Source organism: Desulfovibrio sp. An276 (assembly GCF_002159665.1).
Lineage (GTDB): Bacteria > Desulfobacterota > Desulfovibrionia > Desulfovibrionales > Desulfovibrionaceae > Desulfovibrio > Desulfovibrio faecigallinarum.
Window position 1 is genome coordinate 89,396 of sequence record NZ_NFJC01000004.1, and the last position, 20,182, is coordinate 109,577.

Here is a 20,182-nt window from a genome sequence, read left to right on the forward strand (position 1 = left end):
CATGAGCGAGAGCAGCACAAACAAGGATTGCGCCACAAAGGCGCAGGACACGGACAAGGCAGCAGAAAAAAACAGCTGCCAGCTTCCGGAAATCACCTTCTCGACCTTCATTCTCTCCCTTGCCTCCTCCACCCTAGTCCAGTTGGGCGAGGTGCCCAATCCGGTGAGCGGCGTCATAGAGCCCAACCCGGAACTGGCAAAACACGCCATAGACACGCTGGCCATGCTTGAGGAGAAAACACGCAAGGGCCTTGACGAAAACGAAAAACAGATGTTGCACAGTCTTTTGTACGAGCTCAAGATGAAGTACGTCTGCCTGTGCGACAAGCTCAATAACGCCTGATCCCCCGAAGGGGGCCCTTCCTCCTCAGTCAAAAGACCTCCCTTCGGATCCACGCAATTCCGGATCCAGACAGACAAATTTCAGGATAGAAAAATTATGGACAAGATTCGCGCTGGCCTTGTGGGCATTACCGGCTACACAGGCATGGAACTGGCAAGACTTCTGGCTACGCACCCCTCCATGAAGCTCACCATGGGCTGCTCCAGATCCGAGGCCGGACGACGCCTTGGGGAATTCTATCCCTTCCTCGAGGGCCTGCCGGGAGCGGACATTGTCATCAGCGTCTATTCGCCAAAGGCTGTTGCCGAGAACTGCGACATAGCCTTTCTGGCTGTGCCCCACGGCAAGGCCATGGTCATGGCAAGGGAACTTCTCGAGGAAGGCGTGCGCGTGGTGGATCTGTCCGCGGACTTCCGCATACACGACGCTGACGTCTACGAGGCCTGGTACAAGGTCGCTCATACTGAAAAGCACCTTCTGCCCGAGGCCGTCTTTGGCCTTCCGGAATTCTACGCGGACAAGGTCGCAAAGGCCCGCCTTGTGGCAAACCCCGGCTGCTACCCCACATCCATCATCCTGGGACTCGCACCGGCACTCAGAAACGGCCTTGTGAGCAGCGAGGACATTGTCATCGACTCCAAGTCCGGCACCTCGGGCGCAGGACGCAAGGCTGTCACCACAAGCCTCTATTGCGAGGTGACGGACAGCTTCAAGGCCTATGGCCTTGGCAAGCACAGGCACACCCCGGAAATCGAGCAGGAGCTCTCCCTGCTTGCAGGAAAGCCCGTGACAGTGTCCTTCAACCCCCACCTTGTGCCCATGAACAGGGGCATACTCTCCACCATCTACACAAAGCTTGCCACAGACAAAAACCTGGACGAAATCTGGCAGGTGTACAAGGACTTCTACAAGGACTGCCCCTTTGTGCGCGTCCTTGCCAAGGGAAGCCTTCCCGAGACCCGATTTGTGCGCGGAAGCCTTTTCTGCGACATGGGCCTTGTGCTCGATCCGAGGACAAAGCGCCTCATCATAGTCTCCGCCATTGACAACATCTGCCGCGGCGCTTCCGGCCAGGCCCTTGCCAACGCCAACATCATGTGCGGGCTGCCCATGGCCGAAGGCCTGGGACAGGCCCCCCTCCTGCCTTAAAGGAGAGAAGTCATGTGTGCACAGACAAGCAGAGGGGAAGAGGAAAACATTTTAGCAGAAGAGGGCATTTTGCGGGACAAAAAGCTCTGCCAGGCCCTTTTGCGGCGCCTTGAAAAGGCTCTTTCAAACATCGAGGGCGGGCAGATGCGCTTTATGGAAGTGTGCGGAACCCACACAGTCTCCATCTTCCAGTCCGGCCTGCGCTCCCTTTTGCCAAAAGGCATAACCCATCTCTCGGGCCCTGGCTGTCCGGTCTGCGTGACCCACGACGCGGAGGTCGCGGCCTTCCTCAAGATGGCCCAAAATCCCGATGTCTGTCTGTGCACCTTTGGCGATCTCATTCGCGTGCCTGGACCAAACGGCAGATCCTTAAAACACGCCATGGCCGAGGGCGCCAAAATACACATTGTGTACTCCCCCCTGGACTCCCTTGCCATTGCGGAACAAAACCCGGACAAGACTGTGGTCTTTCTGGGCATAGGCTTCGAGACCACTGCACCCACGGTGGCAGGCACAATGCTTACGGCAAGAGCCAAAAACCTCAAAAACTTCTGTGTCTTTTCCCTGCACAAGCTTGTGCCGCCTGCCCTGGAACTTCTCCTGCAGGATACGGACAACAATATCGACGCCTTTCTTTTGCCCGGACACGTGTGCATGGTCACAGGCCTTGAGCCCTACCGCTTCCTTGAGGAAAAGTGGAAGGTACCTTCCTGCGTGTCCGGCTTCGAGCCAGCGGACATCCTCCTTGCCCTCTGCCTTCTGGCCGAGGATCTTGCAGAGAAAAAGGCCAGGGTGCGCAATGCCTACGAGCGCGCAGTACCAAAAGATGGCAACCCCAGGGCACAGGAACTTGTGGCCACTGTGTTCGAACCCTGCGACGCACTCTGGCGCGGCATTGGCAAAATCCCCCAAAGTGGCCTGAAGGTCAGACAGGAATATGCGGACATGGACGCCAGGCTGCGCCTTGGTATTGATCTTGAGGAAACAAGGCCCATACCCGGCTGCCGCTGCGGCGAGGTTTTGCGTGGCCGCATTTCCCCCAGGGACTGCCCGCTCTTTGGCAAGGTCTGTACACCGCTTGAGCCCGTGGGCCCCTGCATGGTCTCGACCGAGGGCAGCTGCGCTGCCTACTACAAGTATTCCTGCTAGCCGCAAGGATTGGGCCGTCCATGAACATCCCCACACTTGAGCAAATCCGCGCCATGGAAGAAAAAATCGCTGCTCTTAGTACCCCCATGCAGGCAAGCATTGTGGGGACACTTGGCATCACATTTCTTCCTGCAGAACTTGAAGGAGCAGACGCAAACCTTGTCGTCAGGGCCACCATGCCCTGCGACGAGCGCACCTGCCAGCCCTTTGGCTATTTGAGCGGCGGAGCCTCCCTGGCCCTTGCCGAAACCCTTGCGGGCTACGGCTCCATGCTTTTGCTTGCAATGGGCGAGCGCCCTGTTGGCGCAACCGTGAGCGCAAACCACGTCTCGGCTCTCAAAAGGGGCAAGATGGCCCAGGGTGTCGCAACCCTTTTGCATCTCGGGCGCACAACCCATGTCTGGAACGTGGACATCGTGGACGCCGAAGACGGCCGCCTTGTGTCCACAGCCCGTGTTCTCAACCACATACTCCCAGGGGAAGAGCCCAAAACCTTCCCTGTACGCGCATCCTGATATCCATGCCTTCTCTTGTCCCCCACTTTCGCTCCAAAGAGCCCGTTTCCCCGCTGCCGGACGTCCGCTCCCTGCAGGAGCTGCTCCTGCCGGTTGATACCCTGCTTCGCTCCGATGTTTCCCTGGCCCTTGTGCGCTATCCCGGCTGCGAGCCGTATGTGTGCATGCAGCGCGACGGCAGGGACACGCTCTGCCAGCGCTTGAGCGGGCTTTTTGGCACGGGCTTTGTGCTCTGTCCCTTTGCCGAGGGCGAGGGCCATCCCGTAGTGCTTGTGCGCGCGGACGTGACAGCCTGCGGCTGGGAAGACATTGGAAGACTCTTGCAAAAAATGGTGCGCGAGCTGCACTTGAGCCACGCGACCCTGCCGCAGTCCATGTCCGTGCCCACCTTTGCAGATTTGAAGGCAAGGCTTTTCGAATCAAGGCCGGACTCGGGCTACGAGGGGGCCTTGAGCGTCTTCTTGCACGATTTGCAGGAAGGCAGATTCGACAAACTCGTGCTTTCAAGGGCCCAAAACTTTCCTGGTGCCCACTCGGCTGCGCGCATCTTTGCGCGTGCCTGCCACGCCTACCCCAATGCACTCGTCACCCTCTCCCACACGCGCTCCGGCACCTGGATTGGGGCAAGCCCGGAAATCCTCTTGCAGGGCGAAAAGGATCAGTGGACGACCATGGCCCTGGCAGGCACAAGGCCCAGGGGAAGTGCGACTCCCTGGGACGAGAAAAACCGCAGGGAACAGGCCTGGGTTGCGCGCTATATCCGCGACTCTCTTGCCCCTTTGTGCGCACGCATCAGGGAAGAGGGACCGTTTACTGCCGAGGCTGGGCAGGTGGAGCATCTGCGCACGGACTTCTTTTTGGAAAAGGCACAAGGGGTAAGCTTTCGCGATCTGGCCCTTGCCCTGCACCCGACACCTGCAGTCTGCGGTCTGCCCAAGAAGGAGGCCATGGAGCGCATTCTCTCGACCGAAAGTCTCGACAGGCGCTACTATTCGGGCTTCATAGGCCTCATGCAGGAGGACGCAGCCTCCTTCTACGTGAACCTGCGCTGCCTGAAACTCCATGCCGGAGGCGTGCGCCTCTACGCTGGGGGCGGCATTCTTGCGCAGTCGAAGCTTGAAAGCGAGTGGAAGGAAACCTGCCACAAGATGTGTACCATGCTGGCCCTGATCGGGCGCGACGAGGCATAGGGAGGAATCGAGTCATGTATTCGGAAAACAAATCCGTCCTGCAGCTTGTTTCCCTGCTTGTTGCCCACAGGGTGCGCAGGGCCATTGTCTGCGCGGGATCAAGAAGCTCGCCCATTGCCCAGAGCCTTGCGGCCTGCCCGGACATTGAAACCTTCCCTTGCGTTGACGAGCGAAGCGCAGCCTTCGAGGCCCTTGGCATCATGCAAGTCACGGGCGAGCCGGTTGCCATGTGCGTGACCTCCGGATCTGCCCTCATGGACGCAAGTCCTGCTGTGGCAGAGGCATACTACCAGGAACTCCCCCTCATCCTCATCTCTGCCGACAGACCCATGGCCTGGATAGACCAGAAGGACGGACAGACCATGCGCCAGGCAAACGCCCTTGAGCACGTGGTGCGCTGCGAAGTGAATCTGCCAAGTCAGGATGGCCCCGAAGAGGACTGGCACAGAAACCGCCTCATAAACGAGGCTCTTTTGAAGGCTACGGGACCTGTGCCCGGCCCTGTGCACATCAATGTGCCCCTGGCAGAACCCCTCTTTGGCTTTGGGGCCACAGAGCTTCCCCTGGAGCGCAGCGTGCGCGTGGTTCGCCCAGCAGGATTTGCCCTGCCAGACGAGCTTGCAGGAAAGTGGCAGGAATCACGCCGCGTGCTCATTGTCTGCGGGCAGATGCGGCCGGACACCCTGGACACAAAAGCCCTTGCAAAACTTTCCGGCAAGACAGTGCTCGTCATGGAGCATCTTGCAAACCTTGACGATCTGTCAGCCTCCATCGACTGTGCAGACAGGGCGGATCTCGCGATCCTTGAAGGGGGGGAGAAGCTGCAAACCTTCAGGCCGGACCTTGTCATAAGCCTTGGCGGGCACATCGTCTCCAAGAGGTTCAAGAAATACCTGCGCTCCTGTCCGAATCTCGTCCACTGGCTTGTCAGCTCCAACGCAGAGCTCACGGATACCTATACTCATCTTGAGACCGTCCTTGCCACTGAGCCAAACGATTTTGTCAAGGTTCTGGCTGACCTTCCCCTAGGCGCGACGGACAGGGATTTCATACACTTCTGGACTATGGAATCCAGAAAAATCCGCACAAAACTCAAGAGTAGCCCAGGGGATTTTGCGGACGTGCATCTGGTCGGAACATTCCTGCGCAACATGCCCGAAAATGCCTGCCTGCACCTTGCCAACAGCTCCGTGGTGCGCCACGCCCAGTACTGGGAGCTTCCACGGGGAACACGGGTTTTTTGCAACCGCGGCATCAACGGCATAGACGGCTCCCTTTCCGCTGCCCTTGGCAATGCCGAAGCCCTTGAAGCATATGGCACAGATGTCTATTGCCTCATTGGGGATTTGAGCTTTTTCTACGACCAGAATGCCCTCTGGCGGACAAGGCTTCCCAAGAATCTGCACGTCTTGCTTTTTAACAACAAGGAAGGCAATATCTTCCGTACTCTGGATGGTCTTGCCTCGCCCTATCTGCGCAGCCACATAGCAGGCGCAAACAATCTGCGAGCCAAGGACATGTGCAGGGGATTTGGGCTGCACTATGCGTGTGCCGAAAACATGGATGCCTTCAAGCGCATCCTGCCCGATTTTATCAAGGGCCCGGCACCAACCCTTCTGGAGGTTGTTACCGATCCCGTACGGGACGCCCAAGCCTGCAAGGAGCTCAATGCCTCTCTTCTCTGATCCCAAGGGCAATTTCTGTCCATGCAGGAAAATCAACGCAGGGAGAACCATTGCAGAAAGATTGCAGGGGTTCCCGTTTTTTCACAGGAGTTTTCTCAATGGCTGTCCGGGAATGGAAAACCATCAAGGAATACGAAGAAATCTTGTTCGACTACTATGAGGGCATAGCGCGCATCACCATCAACAGGCCCAGATACCGCAATGCCTTCACGCCCGAGACCACCAAGGAGATGTCCGAGGCCTTTGCCATCTGCAGGGAGGATCCGGACATCAACGTCGTTGTCCTCACTGGCGCAGGAGACAAGGCCTTTTGCAGCGGTGGCGACATGCACGTGAAGGACAGGGGCGGCTACCGCGGCAAGGACGGGGTCAAGCGCCTCAACATCCTGGACGTGCAAAAGCAGATTCGCTCCATTCCAAAGCCTGTCATAGCCATGGTCAATGGCTACGCCATTGGCGGAGGACACGTGCTCCATGTCATGTGCGACCTTTCCATAGCCTCGGAAAACGCCATCTTCGGTCAGACAGGCCCCCATGTGGGCAGCTTCGACGCGGGCTTTGGCGCAAGCTACCTTGCGCGCATCGTAGGCCAGAAAAAGGCCAGGGAAATCTGGTTTCTGTGCAGGCAGTACACAGCCCCGGAAGCCCTGGACATGGGCCTTGTGAACAAGGTCGTGCCCTTTGACCAACTGGAAGACGAGGTGGTTGCCTGGGCCATGCGCATGATGGAGATGAGCCCTATGGCGCTGCGCATGATCAAGGTAGGCCTCAACGCAGAGCTGGACGGTCAGGCGGGCATACAGGAGCTTGCCGGCGACGCAACCCTTCTCTACTACCTTACGGACGAGGCTCAGGAAGGCGGCAAGGCCTTCCTCGAAAAGCGCAAGCCCAACTTCAAGGACTACCCGAAATTTCCGTGATTTGGGAGAGCCCCAGGGGGCTTTCAAGGAGTGAACATGGCCTGGCAGTATGCTATCAAGCGCCGCACCCTGCACTTTCACGAACCAGCCGGCACCTCGCGTGGCGTCTACACCACGCGCACTGTCTGGTATGTTGTCCTTTTTGACATGGCGGCCGGCGTCTTTGGCGTTGGCGAATGCGCGCCCCTGCCTGCCCTAAGCCCAGAGCTTCCCACTGCAGAAGAGGGGAATCTGAACGCCCTTGAGGCAAGGCTTGAAGAGGCCACCCGCGCCTTTGTGGCCGGCGCCTGCACCTCCGCGGCCATCCCGGAAGAGACACCTTCCTCCATACGCATGGCCTTGGAAACTGCCCATTTGCACGTAAAGACCAAATCCGTGCGCTTTTTCAAGACCCCCTTTGCCAGGGGTGAGGAAGACATTGCCATCAACGGCCTTGTGTGGATGGGCGACAAGAAGACCATGGTACGCCGCATGGAGGAGAAGCTTGAGCAAGGCTTTTCCTGCATCAAGTGCAAGATAGGCGGCATAGACTTTGAAAGCGAGCTCGAGATGCTTGGGATCCTGCGCTCCCTTGCCCCGGATCCGCAAAAGGTCGAGCTGCGCCTTGACGCAAACGGAGCCTTTGCCCCTGAAGAAGCGGACAAAAAGCTCGAAGCCCTTGCCAAATTCTCCCCCCACTCCATAGAGCAGCCCATACGTAAAGGGCAGTGGCAGGAAATGGCCAGATTGTGCAAAACCTCGCCCATACCCATTGCCCTGGACGAGGAGCTCATAGGAGTGCCAAGGCGCGAGCGCCTGAAGCTTGTGGAAGAGATTGCCCCTGCCTACTTCGTGCTGAAGCCCAGCCTGCACGGCGGCTTCAAGGGCTGCGAGCAGTGGATCGATCTTGCCATCATGAGCGGCTCAGGCTTCTGGGTGACTTCGGCCCTTGAGTCCAACATCGGCCTCAACGCCATAGCCCAGTGGTGTGGCACCCTGGACTGCCCCCTGCCCCAGGGTCTTGGCACAGGAAAGCTCTTTTCTGACAACTGCGAGATCATGCCTGTGCACATTGTGGGCACTGCCCTGCACTGCGATCCTGCTGCACATGAGCCTGATCTTCTGGCCTGGCTTGGTTTGGGCATGCTTTCCTTCCTCGGCTCGTAGCGATCGCCCTAAACAAGGAATCGACGCACTTGCGTTTTCGGCTTTGCGCGCAGGGTATGAGAGCCCGCGCACAAGGCAATTCAGCCCCAGTGACTGCTACAAGGAGGCAGAATGTCGGGAGTATGGTATTTTTGGGGAAGTCTTGCTCTACTCATGGCAGGCTACCTTGTCTATGGTTCTGTGGTGGAAAAGGTCTTTGGCGCTGACGCAAAACGCCCAACTCCCCTGCACAGCAAGAATGATGGCGTAGACTACGTTAAGCTTCCAAGATACAAGATCTTTCTTATCCAGTTTCTGAACATCGCGGGCCTTGGCCCTGTGCTTGGCCCCATTTTGGGCGCCCTGTACGGTCCTTCGGCACTCTTGTGGATTGTCATTGGCTCCATCTTTGCCGGAGCAGTGCACGACTACTGCTCCGGCATGATGAGTCTGCGCCTTGGCGGTGCCTCCTATCCGGAAATCATAGGCCACAGTTTTGGCAAGGGTGTGCGCCGCATCATGGAGATTTTCACGCTCCTCTTCATGATCATGGTGGGCGCTGTCTTTGTCCTTGGGCCCGCAGCTCTGCTCGCGAGCATAACTCCCCTTGGCGTTCTCTTCTGGTCCTGCGTTATCTTTGCCTACTACTTTCTGGCTACCCTCATGCCCATTGATGTCATCATCGGGCGCATCTATCCCTATTTCGGCCTGCTTTTGCTCGTCATGACCATAGGCCTTGTGGCTGCCCTCATGCTTGGTGACAGGCCTATCCTCCCCAACACAGACTTTGTGACAAACGCGGATCCCTCCAATCTCCCCCGCTGGCCCCTGCTCTTTGTCACCATAGCCTGTGGTGCCATCAGCGGCTTTCATGCAACCCAATCCCCGCTCATGGCAAAGTGCATGGAAAGCGAGAAGCACGGCCGCATGCTCTTCTACGGCCCCATGATTGCCGAAGGCGTCATAGGGCTCATCTGGGCAACGCTCGGGCTTTCCTTCTATGAGTCTTCCGAAGCCCTGCAGGCTGCCATTGCCGCTGGCTCGCCCACGCTGGTTGTCAAGGAAGTGTCCGTGGGATTGCTGGGAACCATTGGTGGTGCCCTTGCCATATTGGGCGTTGTGGTCCTTCCCATTACCACTGGCGACACGGCCTTTCGCGGGGCAAGGCTGCTTTTGGCAGATGCGTTGCACATGAAGCAGGACAGGCCGGGAAAAAGGCTTATTCTGACCGTACCGCTCTTTGCCGCAGGCATTGCCCTGACGCTGGTGGACTTTGCCGTCATCTGGCGCTACTTCGGCTGGGCAAACCAGAGCATGGCCTGCGTGACTCTCTGGGCCGTGTCCGTCTATCTTGCGAGGGAGGGGCGCCTGCACTGGATTGCCACCCTGCCGGCTCTCTTCATGACTGCCGTCTGCGTCACCTATCTGTGCAATGCGTCCATTGGCCTGGGTCTCACTCTTCCTCTTGCAAGCGCCATGGGCATTGTCACAAGCCTGCTTGGCCTTGTGGCTTTTTTGCGCTGGACAGCAAGGCAAACAAAGATTGTGTGAAATGTCTGATATGCTGGACAAAAAGGACAACAACTGCGTCTTTGAAGACAACACAGCCCCCAAGGAACTGGAAGAGCTTGTCAGCCTGCCGCTTACCATGGACGGCGTGCAGCTGACTGGCGGAACCCTCACTGCCTTTGCCGAAAGCTATGTAAAGCGCGAGGGACACATGGGGGATCTGGCACGCTTTTTAGTGGAATGGCGCAAGAAGTGCCCGACACTGACAGTGCTCACCTCGGGCTCTACCGGCAGCCCCAAGCCCATTGCCGTGGAAAAGATCAGGATGGCCAACAGCGCCAGGGTTACTTGCTCCTTTTTGCGCCTCAAAAAGGGGGACACGGCCCTTCTCGCCATGCCCCTGCGCTACATAGCAGCCCGCATGATGGTAGTCCGCGCCCTTGTCTGGGGTCTGGATCTCATTGTGTCACAGCCCTCGTCCTCACCCCTTGCCTCGCTTGAAAAGCACGTGACCTTTGCGCCTCTCACTGCCATGCAGGTCTATGAGAGCCTGCAGGATGCAAGTACGGCAAAAAAGCTTAAGGAAATAGATTGCCTGCTCATAGGCGGGGGTGCTGTGACAGGTCCTTTGGCCGAGGCACTTCGGGATTTCCCAAACGAGGTCTGGTCCTCCTACGGCATGACGGAAACCCTGTCCCACATAGCCCTGCGCCGCGTAAACGGTCCCGAGGCGTCCGAATGGTACACGCCTCTTTTTGGTGTGAGCGTGCGCCTGACCCCGGACGGCAGGCTTGCCATCTGGGCCCCGCGCGTGACCGAAGGGGAGCTTGTTACCAACGACATTGCGGAAATAGACGGCGACGGGCGCTTCAGGATACTGGGGCGCTGCGACAACGTAGTCAATACCGGCGGCATCAAGGTGCAGCTGGAGGCAGTGGAGGAACTGCTGGAGCCTGTCCTGCACCTTCCCTTCTGCGTGACCTCGGTTGCGGATCAGCGCCTGGGAGAAAAGCTCGTGATGCTCCATGTGGGCAGCGAGACAGCGGAGAATCTGGAAAAACTCTGCCGCCATGTTTTGCCCAGATACTGGGTGCCCAGGGCCTACCTACGGGTTTCCGAGATTCCCCTGACGGAAACAGGGAAAAAGGCCAGGGTGGCCGCAAGGGAGCTTGCCGCGCACATTTTCCAAAGGGCCTGAAAAGTCCAAGGATTCGGAATCATTGTTGCTCCGGGGTATGCCCGGAGCTTTTCTTTAGACAAGGCGCATGTCCTTTCTGTCCGGGAAGCGGACAGTTATCTCAAGCGTTCCGCCGAGCGCTGTCACAAGGGAGGCCAGGGTGGAAAGCTCCATGTCCGCCTTCTCCTCAAGGGGGCTCAAGCGTGGACGTTTTGCCCGCAGAAAAGCCATCTCCTTCGGTCCAATCCCCTTTTCCCTTCGCAGGGTGCGCAGATTTTCCTGCACACGGACAACCACCCTGCGGGCCTCCATGGTGCGCCGAAGCTCCCGCATTTTCTGCCTGCGCTCATCGTCTGTCATCTGTCCCATATCCGTTTTCCTCATGAGAAGGGCCTTTGGCAAAGAGCATTTGCCAAGGGCCCTTTTCGTATGTGTTTTCCTGCAAGGCCTTAGCCCGCAAGCCCATTTTCCACAGCCTCCACGACTACGGCACAAAGCCTTTGCACATCCTCATCCGGTGTCACCAGGGGCGGCATAAGATAGACAAGGCGACCGAAGGGCCTGATCCAGACACCCTTCTCCACAAAGAACTTCTGCAAACGAGCCATGTCCACGGGATGTTCTGTCTCCACAACGCCAATGGCGCCAAGGACACGCACATCACAAATCCCTTCCCTGCCCCTGCAGGGGGCAAGGCCCTTTTCAAGAAGGGCTTCAATGTTTTTCACGCGCTCCTGCCAGGGGGAAGCCAGAAGTTCCTCAATGCTTGCAAGGGCAGTTGCGCAGAAAAGGGGATTGGCCATGAAGGTTGGCCCGTGCATGAGAAGACCTCCGCCAAGTTCGGGAGTAGCCTCTCCTATGCCGCGGGCAACACGCTCCGTGGCAAGGGTGGCAGCGCCTGTCATCATCCCCCCGGTGAGAGCCTTGCCAATGCACATGATGTCTGGCGTAATCCCCGCCCACTGGCAGGCAAAGAGCCTTCCAGTGCGGCCAAAGCCTGTGGCTATCTCGTCCGCTATGAAGAGGATGTCGTGCTCGCGGCAAAGATCCTGCAATTCCTTCAGATAGCGGGGATGGTAGAACCACATGCCCCCTGCGCCCTGGACCACCGGCTCCAGGATGACAGCAGCGATCTCGTCCTTCAGGGAAGCTATCCTTGCCCGTGCGTCGTCAAGGCAGGACGGGTCGTAGGGTGCATCGAAGCGGCAGGTGGGGCGTTCCATGAAATAGTGCCTTGGCAAGAGGCCCGTGAAGAGGGTGTGCATGCCGTTTACGGGATCGCACACGCTCATGGCGCCCTGGGTGTCCCCATGGTAGCCGCCCATGGGGGTGAGGAAATGGCGCCTTTTTGTGCGACCCAGGGATATCTGGTACTGGACAGCCATCTTGAGGGCCACTTCCACGGAAACAGAGCCGGAATCCGCAAAGAAGAGGTGGGTGAGGCCTTCAGGAACAAGGGAGAGTATGCGCCTTGCAAGTGCTACTGCCGGTCTGTGGGTAAGGCCTCCGAACATCACGTGGCTCATGCGGGCAGCCTGGGCCTGCAGGGCGCGCACAATGTTCTCGTTTCCGTAGCCGTGCACTGCGCACCACCAGGAGGACATGCCATCAATGAGCTCCTTGCCGTCTTCAAGCAGGATACGGTTTTTGCGTGTGGCCTTGACCCCGTATACGGGCAGGGGATTGGTGGCCGAGGTGTAGGGGTGCCACAGATGCTCCCTGTCAAAGGCAAGGTCCGCATCCGTTTCATTGGGCGCAGCCCAAAGGTCGCGCACCCTTTGCGCAACAGGGGCAAAGCCCGAGACAAGTTCGTCCTTGCAAGAAGCGATGTCCCCTCCAAGGTAGGGAATGTCCGCAAGAAGCGGAAGCCCGCATTTTTTGCCAAGGGATTCAAGGCTTCTCGCATTGTCGTTGAGGATGCGCTCCTCGTCCTCGTAGCCTGCATCAGATCCGCACCCCGGATCGCAGACATCCGCAGACTGTGCGCGGTTCAAAACCATGCCCACGACTTTCAGGCCCCGAAGCTGCAGGGCCTCAATGCTCAAGCGCGCCTGATTGAGGCAGCCAAGCCTGTTGCCCACCACAAGGAGCACCGGAAGATCCAGCTCCAGCATGAGGTCCAGCATGGTCTCGTTTTCGTTGATGGGAACGTATATGCCCCCTGCCCCTTCCACTATGACCGGGGAGTCGGGCTCCTCCTGGGCCTTTGCGCGAATTTCGCTGGCAAGGTCAGCACAAGAAAGATGCGTTTTGGCAAGCGCCAGTGCCAGATGCGGGGAACAGGGCGGATAGAAGCAGTGCAATGCCTCTGCCCTTCCGCCAAGGCTTTTGACCATCTCCACATCCGGCACATATATGCCTTCTTCCCTTGCAAGGCAGCCTGTCTGTATGGGTTTGATGACGCGGGTATTGGCAAGTGTGAGAGCCAGGGCACAGCTTGTAATCGTCTTGCCCACTTCCGTGTCCGTGGCAGTGACAAAAACTCCCTTCATTGAACTTTGGCGTCACCCCGCATGAGGGATACGCTCGACCTCCTTTTGTGCAAGATCCCGGATATGCAAACAAGGACCCCTATCTTCTCAAGGTGCCCAGGGTGGCAAGAAGCGCGTCGTCGTCCTCGTAGCCGCAGCCGCGCGTTGTCAGATAGTTGCCTGTCATGATGGCGCTCGCTCCACTGGCAAGCACCCATGACTGCTCCTCGTGCAGGGTGGCAAGGCGCCCTCCGCAGACAATGATTTCCTTCTTTGGGTGCATGAGCCTTGCGAGTGCCAAAACGCGCAGGGCTTCCCTTGGGGCAAGGTGTTTTCGTTCGCCAAAGGGGGTTCCAGGAACAGGACAGAGGAAATTGACAGGCAGCGAGTCCACACCAATGTCCGCAAGGTCTCCCAAAAGCTCCACGCGCTGCTCCCAGGTCTCGCCAAGGCCGAAGATGCCGCAGCTGCACACTTCAAGGCCTGTCTTGCGGGCAATGCGCAATGTCTCTATGTCCTCGTCGTAGGCATGGGTTGTGCAGATGGCCGAAAAGTGGGAGCGGGAGGTTTCCAGATTGTGGTGGTAGCGGGTAATGCCTGCCTCGCGAAGCCGCTTCGCCTTTTCCTCGGTGAGAAGGCCCAAGGAAGCGCACAAGGATATGCCAACCCTGCTTCGCATTATCTCAACGGACGCGCACAATGCGTCCAGCTCCCTGTCCGAAAGGGCCGTTCCGCTCGTGACAATGCCGCAGCGCGCAATGCCGTGTGCTGCCATCTCTTCTGCGTGGCGCAAAAGCTCGTCCGTACCCATCAATGGGTAGATGGGGGCGTTGGTGTGGTAGTGGGCGGACTGGGCGCAAAAGGCGCAGTTTTCCGGACATTTTCCGGATTTGGCGTTGATGATGGCGCAAGTGCCAGTGCCCTTCGGTCCACGCAGCTGGCGTACAGCATTTGCCACAGCCAAAAGCTCCATGTTGTCTTCCCAGGGGAGAGAGGAGATCGCGCACGCGTCCTCTCTTCCCAATGAAGCGTTTTCATCCGCAAGCGACGCAGCCAAAACCCTCTGCAACAAGGCGTGCATACCTGTAACGTACCTCCCTCAAAAGAATACGGTGGAAAGTCCCTGCCCTTCCCGCTTTTTCGCACGTGCAAGGGGGAAATACGCAAAGCCGGGCTTTTCAGGGCGAAAGCCGAACATAGGCCCTGCAGGGGCAGGCGCGCAAGAGTGAAATTGCTTCTGATTTCGGAAAAGGCTTTCTGGACAGGACAAAGTGTTCGGGATAGTGTCACAAATCCAAGTCATTCACTGTTCTTTTTTCCATGTGACATTTCTGCACCCATCGAGGAGACCTTCATGCCTGCATCCCCAGCATCCGAACTCGACGCCCTGGAAACCCTGCCCCTTGCCGAATGCGAGGCCAGGCACGCACGCGTGCGCGAGCTTTTGGCAAGGCTTCAGCCTGAAGCACACGGCCTTCTTCTCTCGGACAAGGTCCACATCTACTACCTTACGGGCTGCCTTGGCACAGGCCTTTTCTGGCTGCCCAGAGAAGGAGAACCAGTGCTTTTGCTGCGCAAGGGCGTTGAGCGGGCAAGGGTGGAGTCTCCCTTAAGCCATATCCTGCCCTTTGTCTCCTACAGGGAAATTCCTGCTCTCACAGCAGAGGCGGGCAGCCCCCTGGGAGAGGTTTTGGCAGTGGACAAGGACAATTTCAGCTGGACCATGGCGGAAATGCTGCAAAAGCGCGTGCCAAACGCGCGCTTTGTTGCAGCTGACGGCATCATGAACAGGGCACGCTCCGTGAAATCCCCGTTCGAACAGGAGAGAATGCGTACCTGCGGGGAAATCCACGCGGAAGTGTACGACCTCGTGCTTCCCGAACTTTTCGAGGCAGGGATGAGCGAGCAGGAACTTGCCTGCGTGTACATCTCCGAAGTCATGGCAAGGGGCTGTGACGGCATGTGCCGCATGCGCTCACACGGCGAGGAGATGTTCTTTGGCTACGCGTCGACAGGAACAAGCGGCCTCTACCCCACTCCCTACAATGGCCCTTTGGGCTGCCGAGGCCTGCATCCTGCTGTCCCCTTCCTGGGTTCCAGGGATCGCGTGTGGGAGAAGAACCAGTGCCTTTCTCTGGACATGGGCTGCCAGAAATACGGCTACCACACGGACCGCACCCAGGTGTACTGGTCTGGACACCCTTCAACCATTCCCGCCAAACTCGCGAGTGCCCAAAAGATCTGCAGGGACATCTTGTGCTCCACGCTAGAGCTCATGCGCCCTGGTGTTACACCGCAGGAGCTTTGGAGCAACGCGCTTCAAATGGCGAAGAAGAACAATGTGAGGGAGAGCTTCATGGGTCTTGGCCGCGATCAGGTGCCCTTCCTTGGGCACGGCATTGGCCTTGCCCTGGACGAATGGCCCGCCCTTGCCCGCTCCTTCAACGAACCCTTGGCAGAAGGAATGGCCATAGCCCTTGAGCCCAAGATTTCAGTGCCAGGAATGGGCATGGTCGGCATAGAGCACACCTATCTTGTGCAGGCAGACGGCCCAGAGCCCCTCACAGGCACGCAGATGGACATAATCTGCCTGGAATAGCCGCATCTTCGCTTTTGGAACACAGTAGCAAAAGGCTCCTTCTGCCGCTTATCAGAAGGAGCCTTTTTTCGTGTCTATCCAAAGGAGGGAATGTGGAAGAGTATTGGATCCGAGATTGCCAAGTGAGGGGACTGCTTGTTCCTGATGCAGCACCCTCTCACCGTCTTGCCCTGGAAAACTCTTTTCCGCTCAACCAAGGAGTAAGTTACACTTGATTGGTTAAACAGTCAAGCTATTTTGTGAAAAAAATGTTTTTTGACCCAAAATCCCGCGCTCATCTCCTTGTCAAAAACAAGATAAACCATTTGAATCACAAGTAATTACATGGATAGTGAATTTTATCACTTTTGACGGCGACTGAGCGTGAGGAGGTATTTCTTGTGTCTTCTGGATACGCAGACACCCCCGAAACAATGTACTCGTAGTCGGGGGTGTCACAAGGAATGTTTCCGAATAAGCCTCAAACCTGAATCAATTGATGTTCTTGGCAGAGACAAATCTCAAATACTCATCGCATCCGTCGCCAACAAAACCATAGACCTTTTCATATGTTATCTGGAATTTTTTTCCTTCCATACCCTTGAAATTCTTTTCAATAGCTTCCGGATCAGCAACAAGTCTGATTTCCTCACCCTGAATATTGATCATAATTTCAGATGGAATATCCATGACTTCTTCTATATAATACCCTTTAAGCGTGCAATGCTTTGTATGGCTTGAAAGTATTTTTTCAGGAAAGCATTGTTCCTGAGCCTGAATAGCAACAGAATTGAAAAATATTACCATCAAAAAAGTTACAAAAATACTTGCAAATTTCATATTATCACCTCTATTCCAGATAAAAAAACAAATGGTATGTTATACCACTGACTATTGAATTATAGCAAAATTGTATTTACAGATTTTCCAAAGTTATGCTAGAGATCAATACTCTATGGGTATTCCCCTGTAGAACTTGTGGTTCTCACGATACCCTTTTTTCACAAAAGTGGCAAAAAGCAGGCCGCTATCAGACTACCGACGTATTTTCACGTGGATTCACAGCGAGGAGAGAATGGGCAAGGCACGACACGTAACACGTCTTTTCGGTGCACAAATCGCAGCGCAAAGAAAGGCGAAGGGCATGACGCAGGAAGCCCTGGCCGAAACACTCGGGATTTCACAGGAGTCCCTGTGCCGTATGGAAAAGGGGCTGATTGTGCCACGGTTCGAACGTCTGTTCGACTTTGCAAGGGCCCTGGACTGCTCTATTGCCGACCTCTTTGCAGAGCCCAAATCCAAACCAGACAAGGCTGATTCTGCCCCCACTGAAGCACCCGCATCTGCGCCCGCTTCAGTCCCTGCATCTCAGCCTGCCCTTGCCACTATGATCTCAAGCCTGCCCCCTGATACGCAAAGGGAAGTTCTGTGGATATCGTGGTACGCATAGTCGCACTGGCAATGCCCGCAACAAAATCCTGAAGCCTTGTGCCAAACAAAAGAGCGTCACAGCAATCTCGAGAACCAGGGCAGCAGAGATTCTTCTGGCGGTCTTGAAGGACGATCTTGCCCCTGACCTCAGCGCCTCGTTCAGGCTTTTACGCTCTGGCCGGCAGACTCTTGCCGGGATTGCCACTATTCTTTCGGGCACTCTTGTGCCCTTATTTGGGCATCCTGCTTTTGTCGGATCAGGGCCTCGTAGTACATGGACTTCCTGGCATAGAACCAGAAGTATTCCTCATAGGCTATCTCCTTGGCTTCCCGCCATGGCTGAAGACCTGCAAAGTGCAGGAGCCTGATATGGGCGGATGCCCTTTCCCTCTCCTCAAGAAGCTTTTGGGTGAAGACAATCTTCGGGTTCGGATTGGCAACGAAGTTCCATTCATAGGGAAGGGTTTGCACATGCCCCCCGAAGGCAAGGTTCAGGATGTCCTGATCCACATAGGCAAAGGGCTTTGTGTTCAGAAGCTCAAGACAAGCCTCTGTCCTCTTGCATCTGCGCATCTCCTGCAGATTCAGCACAAGTACCCCGGCATTGAAGTAGCTTGCTGTTTGCACGGGCTCCATACCGCAGTATTTTACAAGGTACTCGTATCCATCGTACATCGGACAAAACGGCATATGATAGGCTGGATTCGAGAGCATGCCCTGTATATCGAAATCAAGGACAGCTGCCGCAAGCTCTTCCCTGTGGGCGTCAAACAGTTCGGCAACATCTCCCAGAACAACAATATCTGCGTCCAGGTAGAGAGCCCTGTCGTATTCAGCCAAAAGCTCGGGGATCATGAGACGAAAAAAGGTAGCCTTTGTGTACTTGTCGTGCACGCTGAAATTCGGGACCGCATAGCCGCCCATATCAATGCTGCGCAAGGCTACGTTGGCATACCCATGCATCTGTTCCTGCAGGGCGCATATGTCAGTCGCAGGAACATTGTCCGTGAGCAGAATCAGTTCGTACTCTCTGTCAGGACTTGTGTGCTCAAGAAAAGAGGCGAGAAAGGCGCTGTATATGGGGATGTAGTTTCTGTCTATGGCAGAAACGACAGGTATGAGACCTTCACGCTGTGCAAGCCTGCTGGCTTCCATGCACTCCTCCCTGTTATCCTGAACTTTTTTGGGACTTTGCAAACCGGCCACAGTCACAAATGCCACTTCCGGGATACTCGCCTGCACCATATCCCTGCCATTTGTTGCAGGCAATACATACCTTGTGAGCCCAGCGGGCACAAAAAAAGGGCCTGGGAGACATCCCTTTTCGGGGGTATTTCCCAGGCCCAATGTTTACTCAATTTGGGCAATATGCCTTTTGCAGTCAGGGTCTGTTAGCCTCTCTGCACCTCGATGCTTTTGACCTTGCTTTGCTCGGGCGCCTTGCGGGCGATTTCCAGGGTCAGCACACCGTTTTTGGTGACGGCCTTGATGCTCTCGCAGTCAGCGTCTTCCGGCAGAGTCATGCTGCGCATGAAGGAGCCATAGCGCCTTTCCTGCACGTGGGTCTTGCCGTCTTCCTTCACCTCTTCCTTCTTTTCGCCGGAAATGGTGAGCTCGTTGCCATTGACCTCGACTTTCACGTCCTCTGGCGCAACACCAGGCAGTTCCACGGACATTGTGTAGGTCTTGTCATCGCTCTTGAAGTCGATTTGCGGCATCAGTGCCTTTTCATCTCTGGGGAAGAAGTCGGGGAGGAAATCCCTGCCAAAAAATCCGCCAAAGAGACGGTCTATGTCATCGTGCAGCTGGTTGACACCACGCATACCTGCGACTGTGGGGAGCTTTCTGTCTGTCAAATAAGTAGCCATTATCTTGTCCTCCAAAAAATATCTTGTAAAGTTATTCTTGAAGGGAATCGTTCATGGGGTTCTAACTGCTCCATGCTTTCCTTCTTTCAATATCATAAATAAAACATAACTGCATTCTGTAAAGAGCTATTTATAACTTTTTTAGTCTTTTTATACATTACAATATGAATTGGCATTAGCTATTCTTTGAGCAAAATGCCAAAAAAGAGAGCCGAAGTGATACTTCCATATTGGGAGCACCACTTCGGCTCTTGTCCATGCAATTTTGCTACTTAGGCTGCCAGTGGCAGCTCATCCAAGTTAGCCTCTCTGCACCTCGATGCTCTTGGCCTTGCTTTCGGGCTTGCGGGCGATTTCCAGGGTCAGCACACCGTTTTTGGTGACGGCCTTGATGCTCTCGCAGTCAGCGTCTTCCGGCAGGGTCATGCTGCGCATGAAGGAGCCATAGCGCCTTTCCTGCACATGGGTCTTGCCGTCTTCCTTCACCTCTTCCTTCTTTTCGCCGGAAATGGTGAGCTCGTTGCCATTGACCTCGACTTTCACGTCCTCAGGAGCCACACCGGGCAGTTCCACGGACATTGTGTAGGTCTTGTCATCGCTCTTGAAGTCGATTTGCGGCATCAGTGCCTTTTCGTCCCTGGTGAAGAAGTCGGGGAGGAAATCCCTGCCAAAGAATCCGCCAAAGAGACGGTCGATGTCATCGTGCAACTGGTTGACGCCACGCATGCCTGCGACTGTGGGGAGCTTTCTATCTGTCAAATAAGTAGCCATTATCTTGTCCTCCAAAAAATATCTTTCAAAGTTATTCTTGAAGGGAATCATTCATGGGGTTCTAACCGCTCCATGCTTTCCTTCTTTCAACATCATAGGTAAATCATCTTTGCAGTCTGTAAAGAGATTTTCTTGAACTTTTTCTATTTTTATTCTGTGTCAATCTGTACAATCTGAAAATTGTACAACGAAAAATTTCTTGTTTTTCTGCCAAACAAAAAGGACTCCGCCAAGAGAGTCCGAATGGGGCGCGCCATGCATCTGGCGCCTGGGACGGGAGCGGGAGAAGATGCTCCAGTCC

The 20,182-nt window shown here is 56.0% G+C and carries 19 protein-coding genes; 12 read left to right on the top strand and 7 right to left on the bottom strand.

The genetic code is table 11. The annotated features are described in order from the left end of the window. The first annotated feature begins 1 nt into the window (after position 1). The 10 genes from B5F76_RS03735 to B5F76_RS03780 all read left to right on the top strand — a co-directional run bounded on the left by B5F76_RS03735 (position 2) and on the right by B5F76_RS03780 (position 10,783). A complete protein-coding gene (locus B5F76_RS03735; protein WP_087351293.1) occupies positions 2–343 on the top strand; it encodes a DUF1844 domain-containing protein in 342 nt (113 codons plus the stop codon). 96 nt (positions 344–439) lie between these two features. After that, complete coding sequence (gene argC / locus B5F76_RS03740) at positions 440–1,492, top strand: N-acetyl-gamma-glutamyl-phosphate reductase (protein WP_087351296.1); 1,053 nt, start codon at positions 440–442, stop codon at positions 1,490–1,492. A gap of 12 nt (positions 1,493–1,504) precedes the next feature. After that, positions 1,505–2,641, top strand: a complete 1,137-nt coding sequence (gene hypD, locus B5F76_RS03745; protein WP_087351299.1) for a hydrogenase formation protein HypD — start codon at positions 1,505–1,507, stop codon at positions 2,639–2,641. Positions 2,642–2,661: 20 nt separating this feature from the next. After that, positions 2,662–3,156 carry a PaaI family thioesterase gene (locus B5F76_RS03750; RefSeq protein WP_239406948.1) on the top strand — a complete coding sequence of 165 codons (495 nt, stop codon included), beginning with the start codon at positions 2,662–2,664 and terminating at the stop codon, positions 3,154–3,156. Between the two features lie 5 nt (positions 3,157–3,161). Then, positions 3,162–4,346, top strand: coding sequence for an isochorismate synthase (locus B5F76_RS03755; RefSeq protein WP_087351302.1), 1,185 nt, complete (start codon positions 3,162–3,164; stop codon positions 4,344–4,346). Between the two features lie 14 nt (positions 4,347–4,360). Continuing rightward, the gene (gene menD, locus B5F76_RS03760) at positions 4,361–6,031 is read left to right on the top strand and encodes a 2-succinyl-5-enolpyruvyl-6-hydroxy-3-cyclohexene-1-carboxylic-acid synthase (RefSeq protein ID WP_087351305.1); all 1,671 of its coding nucleotides are present in this window, start codon (positions 4,361–4,363) and stop codon (positions 6,029–6,031) included. A 98-nt stretch (positions 6,032–6,129) separates the two neighbouring features. Next, entirely contained in the window at positions 6,130–6,951 is an 822-nt protein-coding gene (menB, locus tag B5F76_RS03765; protein WP_087351308.1) for a 1,4-dihydroxy-2-naphthoyl-CoA synthase, read from the top strand. 36 nt (positions 6,952–6,987) lie between these two features. Beyond that, entirely contained in the window at positions 6,988–8,097 is a 1,110-nt protein-coding gene (locus B5F76_RS03770; protein ID WP_087351311.1) for an o-succinylbenzoate synthase, read from the top strand. A gap of 111 nt (positions 8,098–8,208) precedes the next feature. Next, positions 8,209–9,627, top strand: coding sequence for a carbon starvation CstA family protein (locus B5F76_RS03775; protein ID WP_087351315.1), 1,419 nt, complete (start codon positions 8,209–8,211; stop codon positions 9,625–9,627). A 10-nt stretch (positions 9,628–9,637) separates the two neighbouring features. Next, complete coding sequence (locus B5F76_RS03780) at positions 9,638–10,783, top strand: AMP-binding protein (protein WP_239406949.1); 1,146 nt, start codon at positions 9,638–9,640, stop codon at positions 10,781–10,783. 54 nt (positions 10,784–10,837) lie between these two features. On the opposite strand, the gene B5F76_RS03785 is transcribed toward B5F76_RS03780, so the two are convergent. The 3 genes from B5F76_RS03785 to bioB form a co-directional block, all read right to left on the bottom strand. Further along, positions 10,838–11,146, bottom strand: a complete 309-nt coding sequence (locus B5F76_RS03785) for an XRE family transcriptional regulator (protein ID WP_144268380.1) — start codon at positions 11,144–11,146, stop codon at positions 10,838–10,840. Positions 11,147–11,211: 65 nt separating this feature from the next. Further along, the gene (bioA, locus tag B5F76_RS03790; protein ID WP_087351322.1) at positions 11,212–13,254 is read right to left on the bottom strand and encodes an adenosylmethionine--8-amino-7-oxononanoate transaminase; all 2,043 of its coding nucleotides are present in this window, start codon (positions 13,252–13,254) and stop codon (positions 11,212–11,214) included. A gap of 79 nt (positions 13,255–13,333) precedes the next feature. Continuing rightward, positions 13,334–14,314 (bottom strand): biotin synthase BioB, encoded by a 981-nt coding sequence (bioB, locus tag B5F76_RS03795; RefSeq protein WP_087351325.1) that lies wholly within the window; start codon positions 14,312–14,314, stop codon positions 13,334–13,336. Positions 14,315–14,587: 273 nt separating this feature from the next. On the opposite strand from bioB, the gene B5F76_RS03800 reads away from it, so the two are divergent. Then, positions 14,588–15,832: a M24 family metallopeptidase gene (locus B5F76_RS03800; protein ID WP_087351328.1), complete on the top strand. Its 1,245-nt coding sequence runs from the start codon at positions 14,588–14,590 to the stop codon at positions 15,830–15,832. 471 nt (positions 15,833–16,303) lie between these two features. On the opposite strand, the gene B5F76_RS03805 is transcribed toward B5F76_RS03800, so the two are convergent. Then, positions 16,304–16,651 (bottom strand): hypothetical protein, encoded by a 348-nt coding sequence (locus B5F76_RS03805; RefSeq protein ID WP_087351331.1) that lies wholly within the window; start codon positions 16,649–16,651, stop codon positions 16,304–16,306. 235 nt (positions 16,652–16,886) lie between these two features. Here B5F76_RS03805 and B5F76_RS03810 point away from each other — a divergent pair, with 235 nt between their 5' ends. Next, on the top strand, positions 16,887–17,261 hold the full coding sequence (locus tag B5F76_RS03810) for a helix-turn-helix domain-containing protein (protein WP_087351334.1): 375 nt from the start codon (positions 16,887–16,889) through the stop codon (positions 17,259–17,261). Positions 17,262–17,446: 185 nt separating this feature from the next. Here B5F76_RS03810 and B5F76_RS03815 read toward each other — a convergent pair whose 3' ends face one another. From B5F76_RS03815 to B5F76_RS03825, 3 genes are all read right to left on the bottom strand, one after another. Further along, positions 17,447–18,397, bottom strand: a complete 951-nt coding sequence (locus B5F76_RS03815) for a glycosyltransferase family 8 protein (protein ID WP_162608668.1) — start codon at positions 18,395–18,397, stop codon at positions 17,447–17,449. A 236-nt stretch (positions 18,398–18,633) separates the two neighbouring features. Then, positions 18,634–19,110, bottom strand: coding sequence for an Hsp20/alpha crystallin family protein (locus B5F76_RS03820; protein WP_087351339.1), 477 nt, complete (start codon positions 19,108–19,110; stop codon positions 18,634–18,636). Positions 19,111–19,410: 300 nt separating this feature from the next. Further along, positions 19,411–19,881 carry an Hsp20/alpha crystallin family protein gene (locus B5F76_RS03825; RefSeq protein ID WP_162608669.1) on the bottom strand — a complete coding sequence of 157 codons (471 nt, stop codon included), beginning with the start codon at positions 19,879–19,881 and terminating at the stop codon, positions 19,411–19,413. Positions 19,882–20,182: the final 301 nt, after the last annotated feature.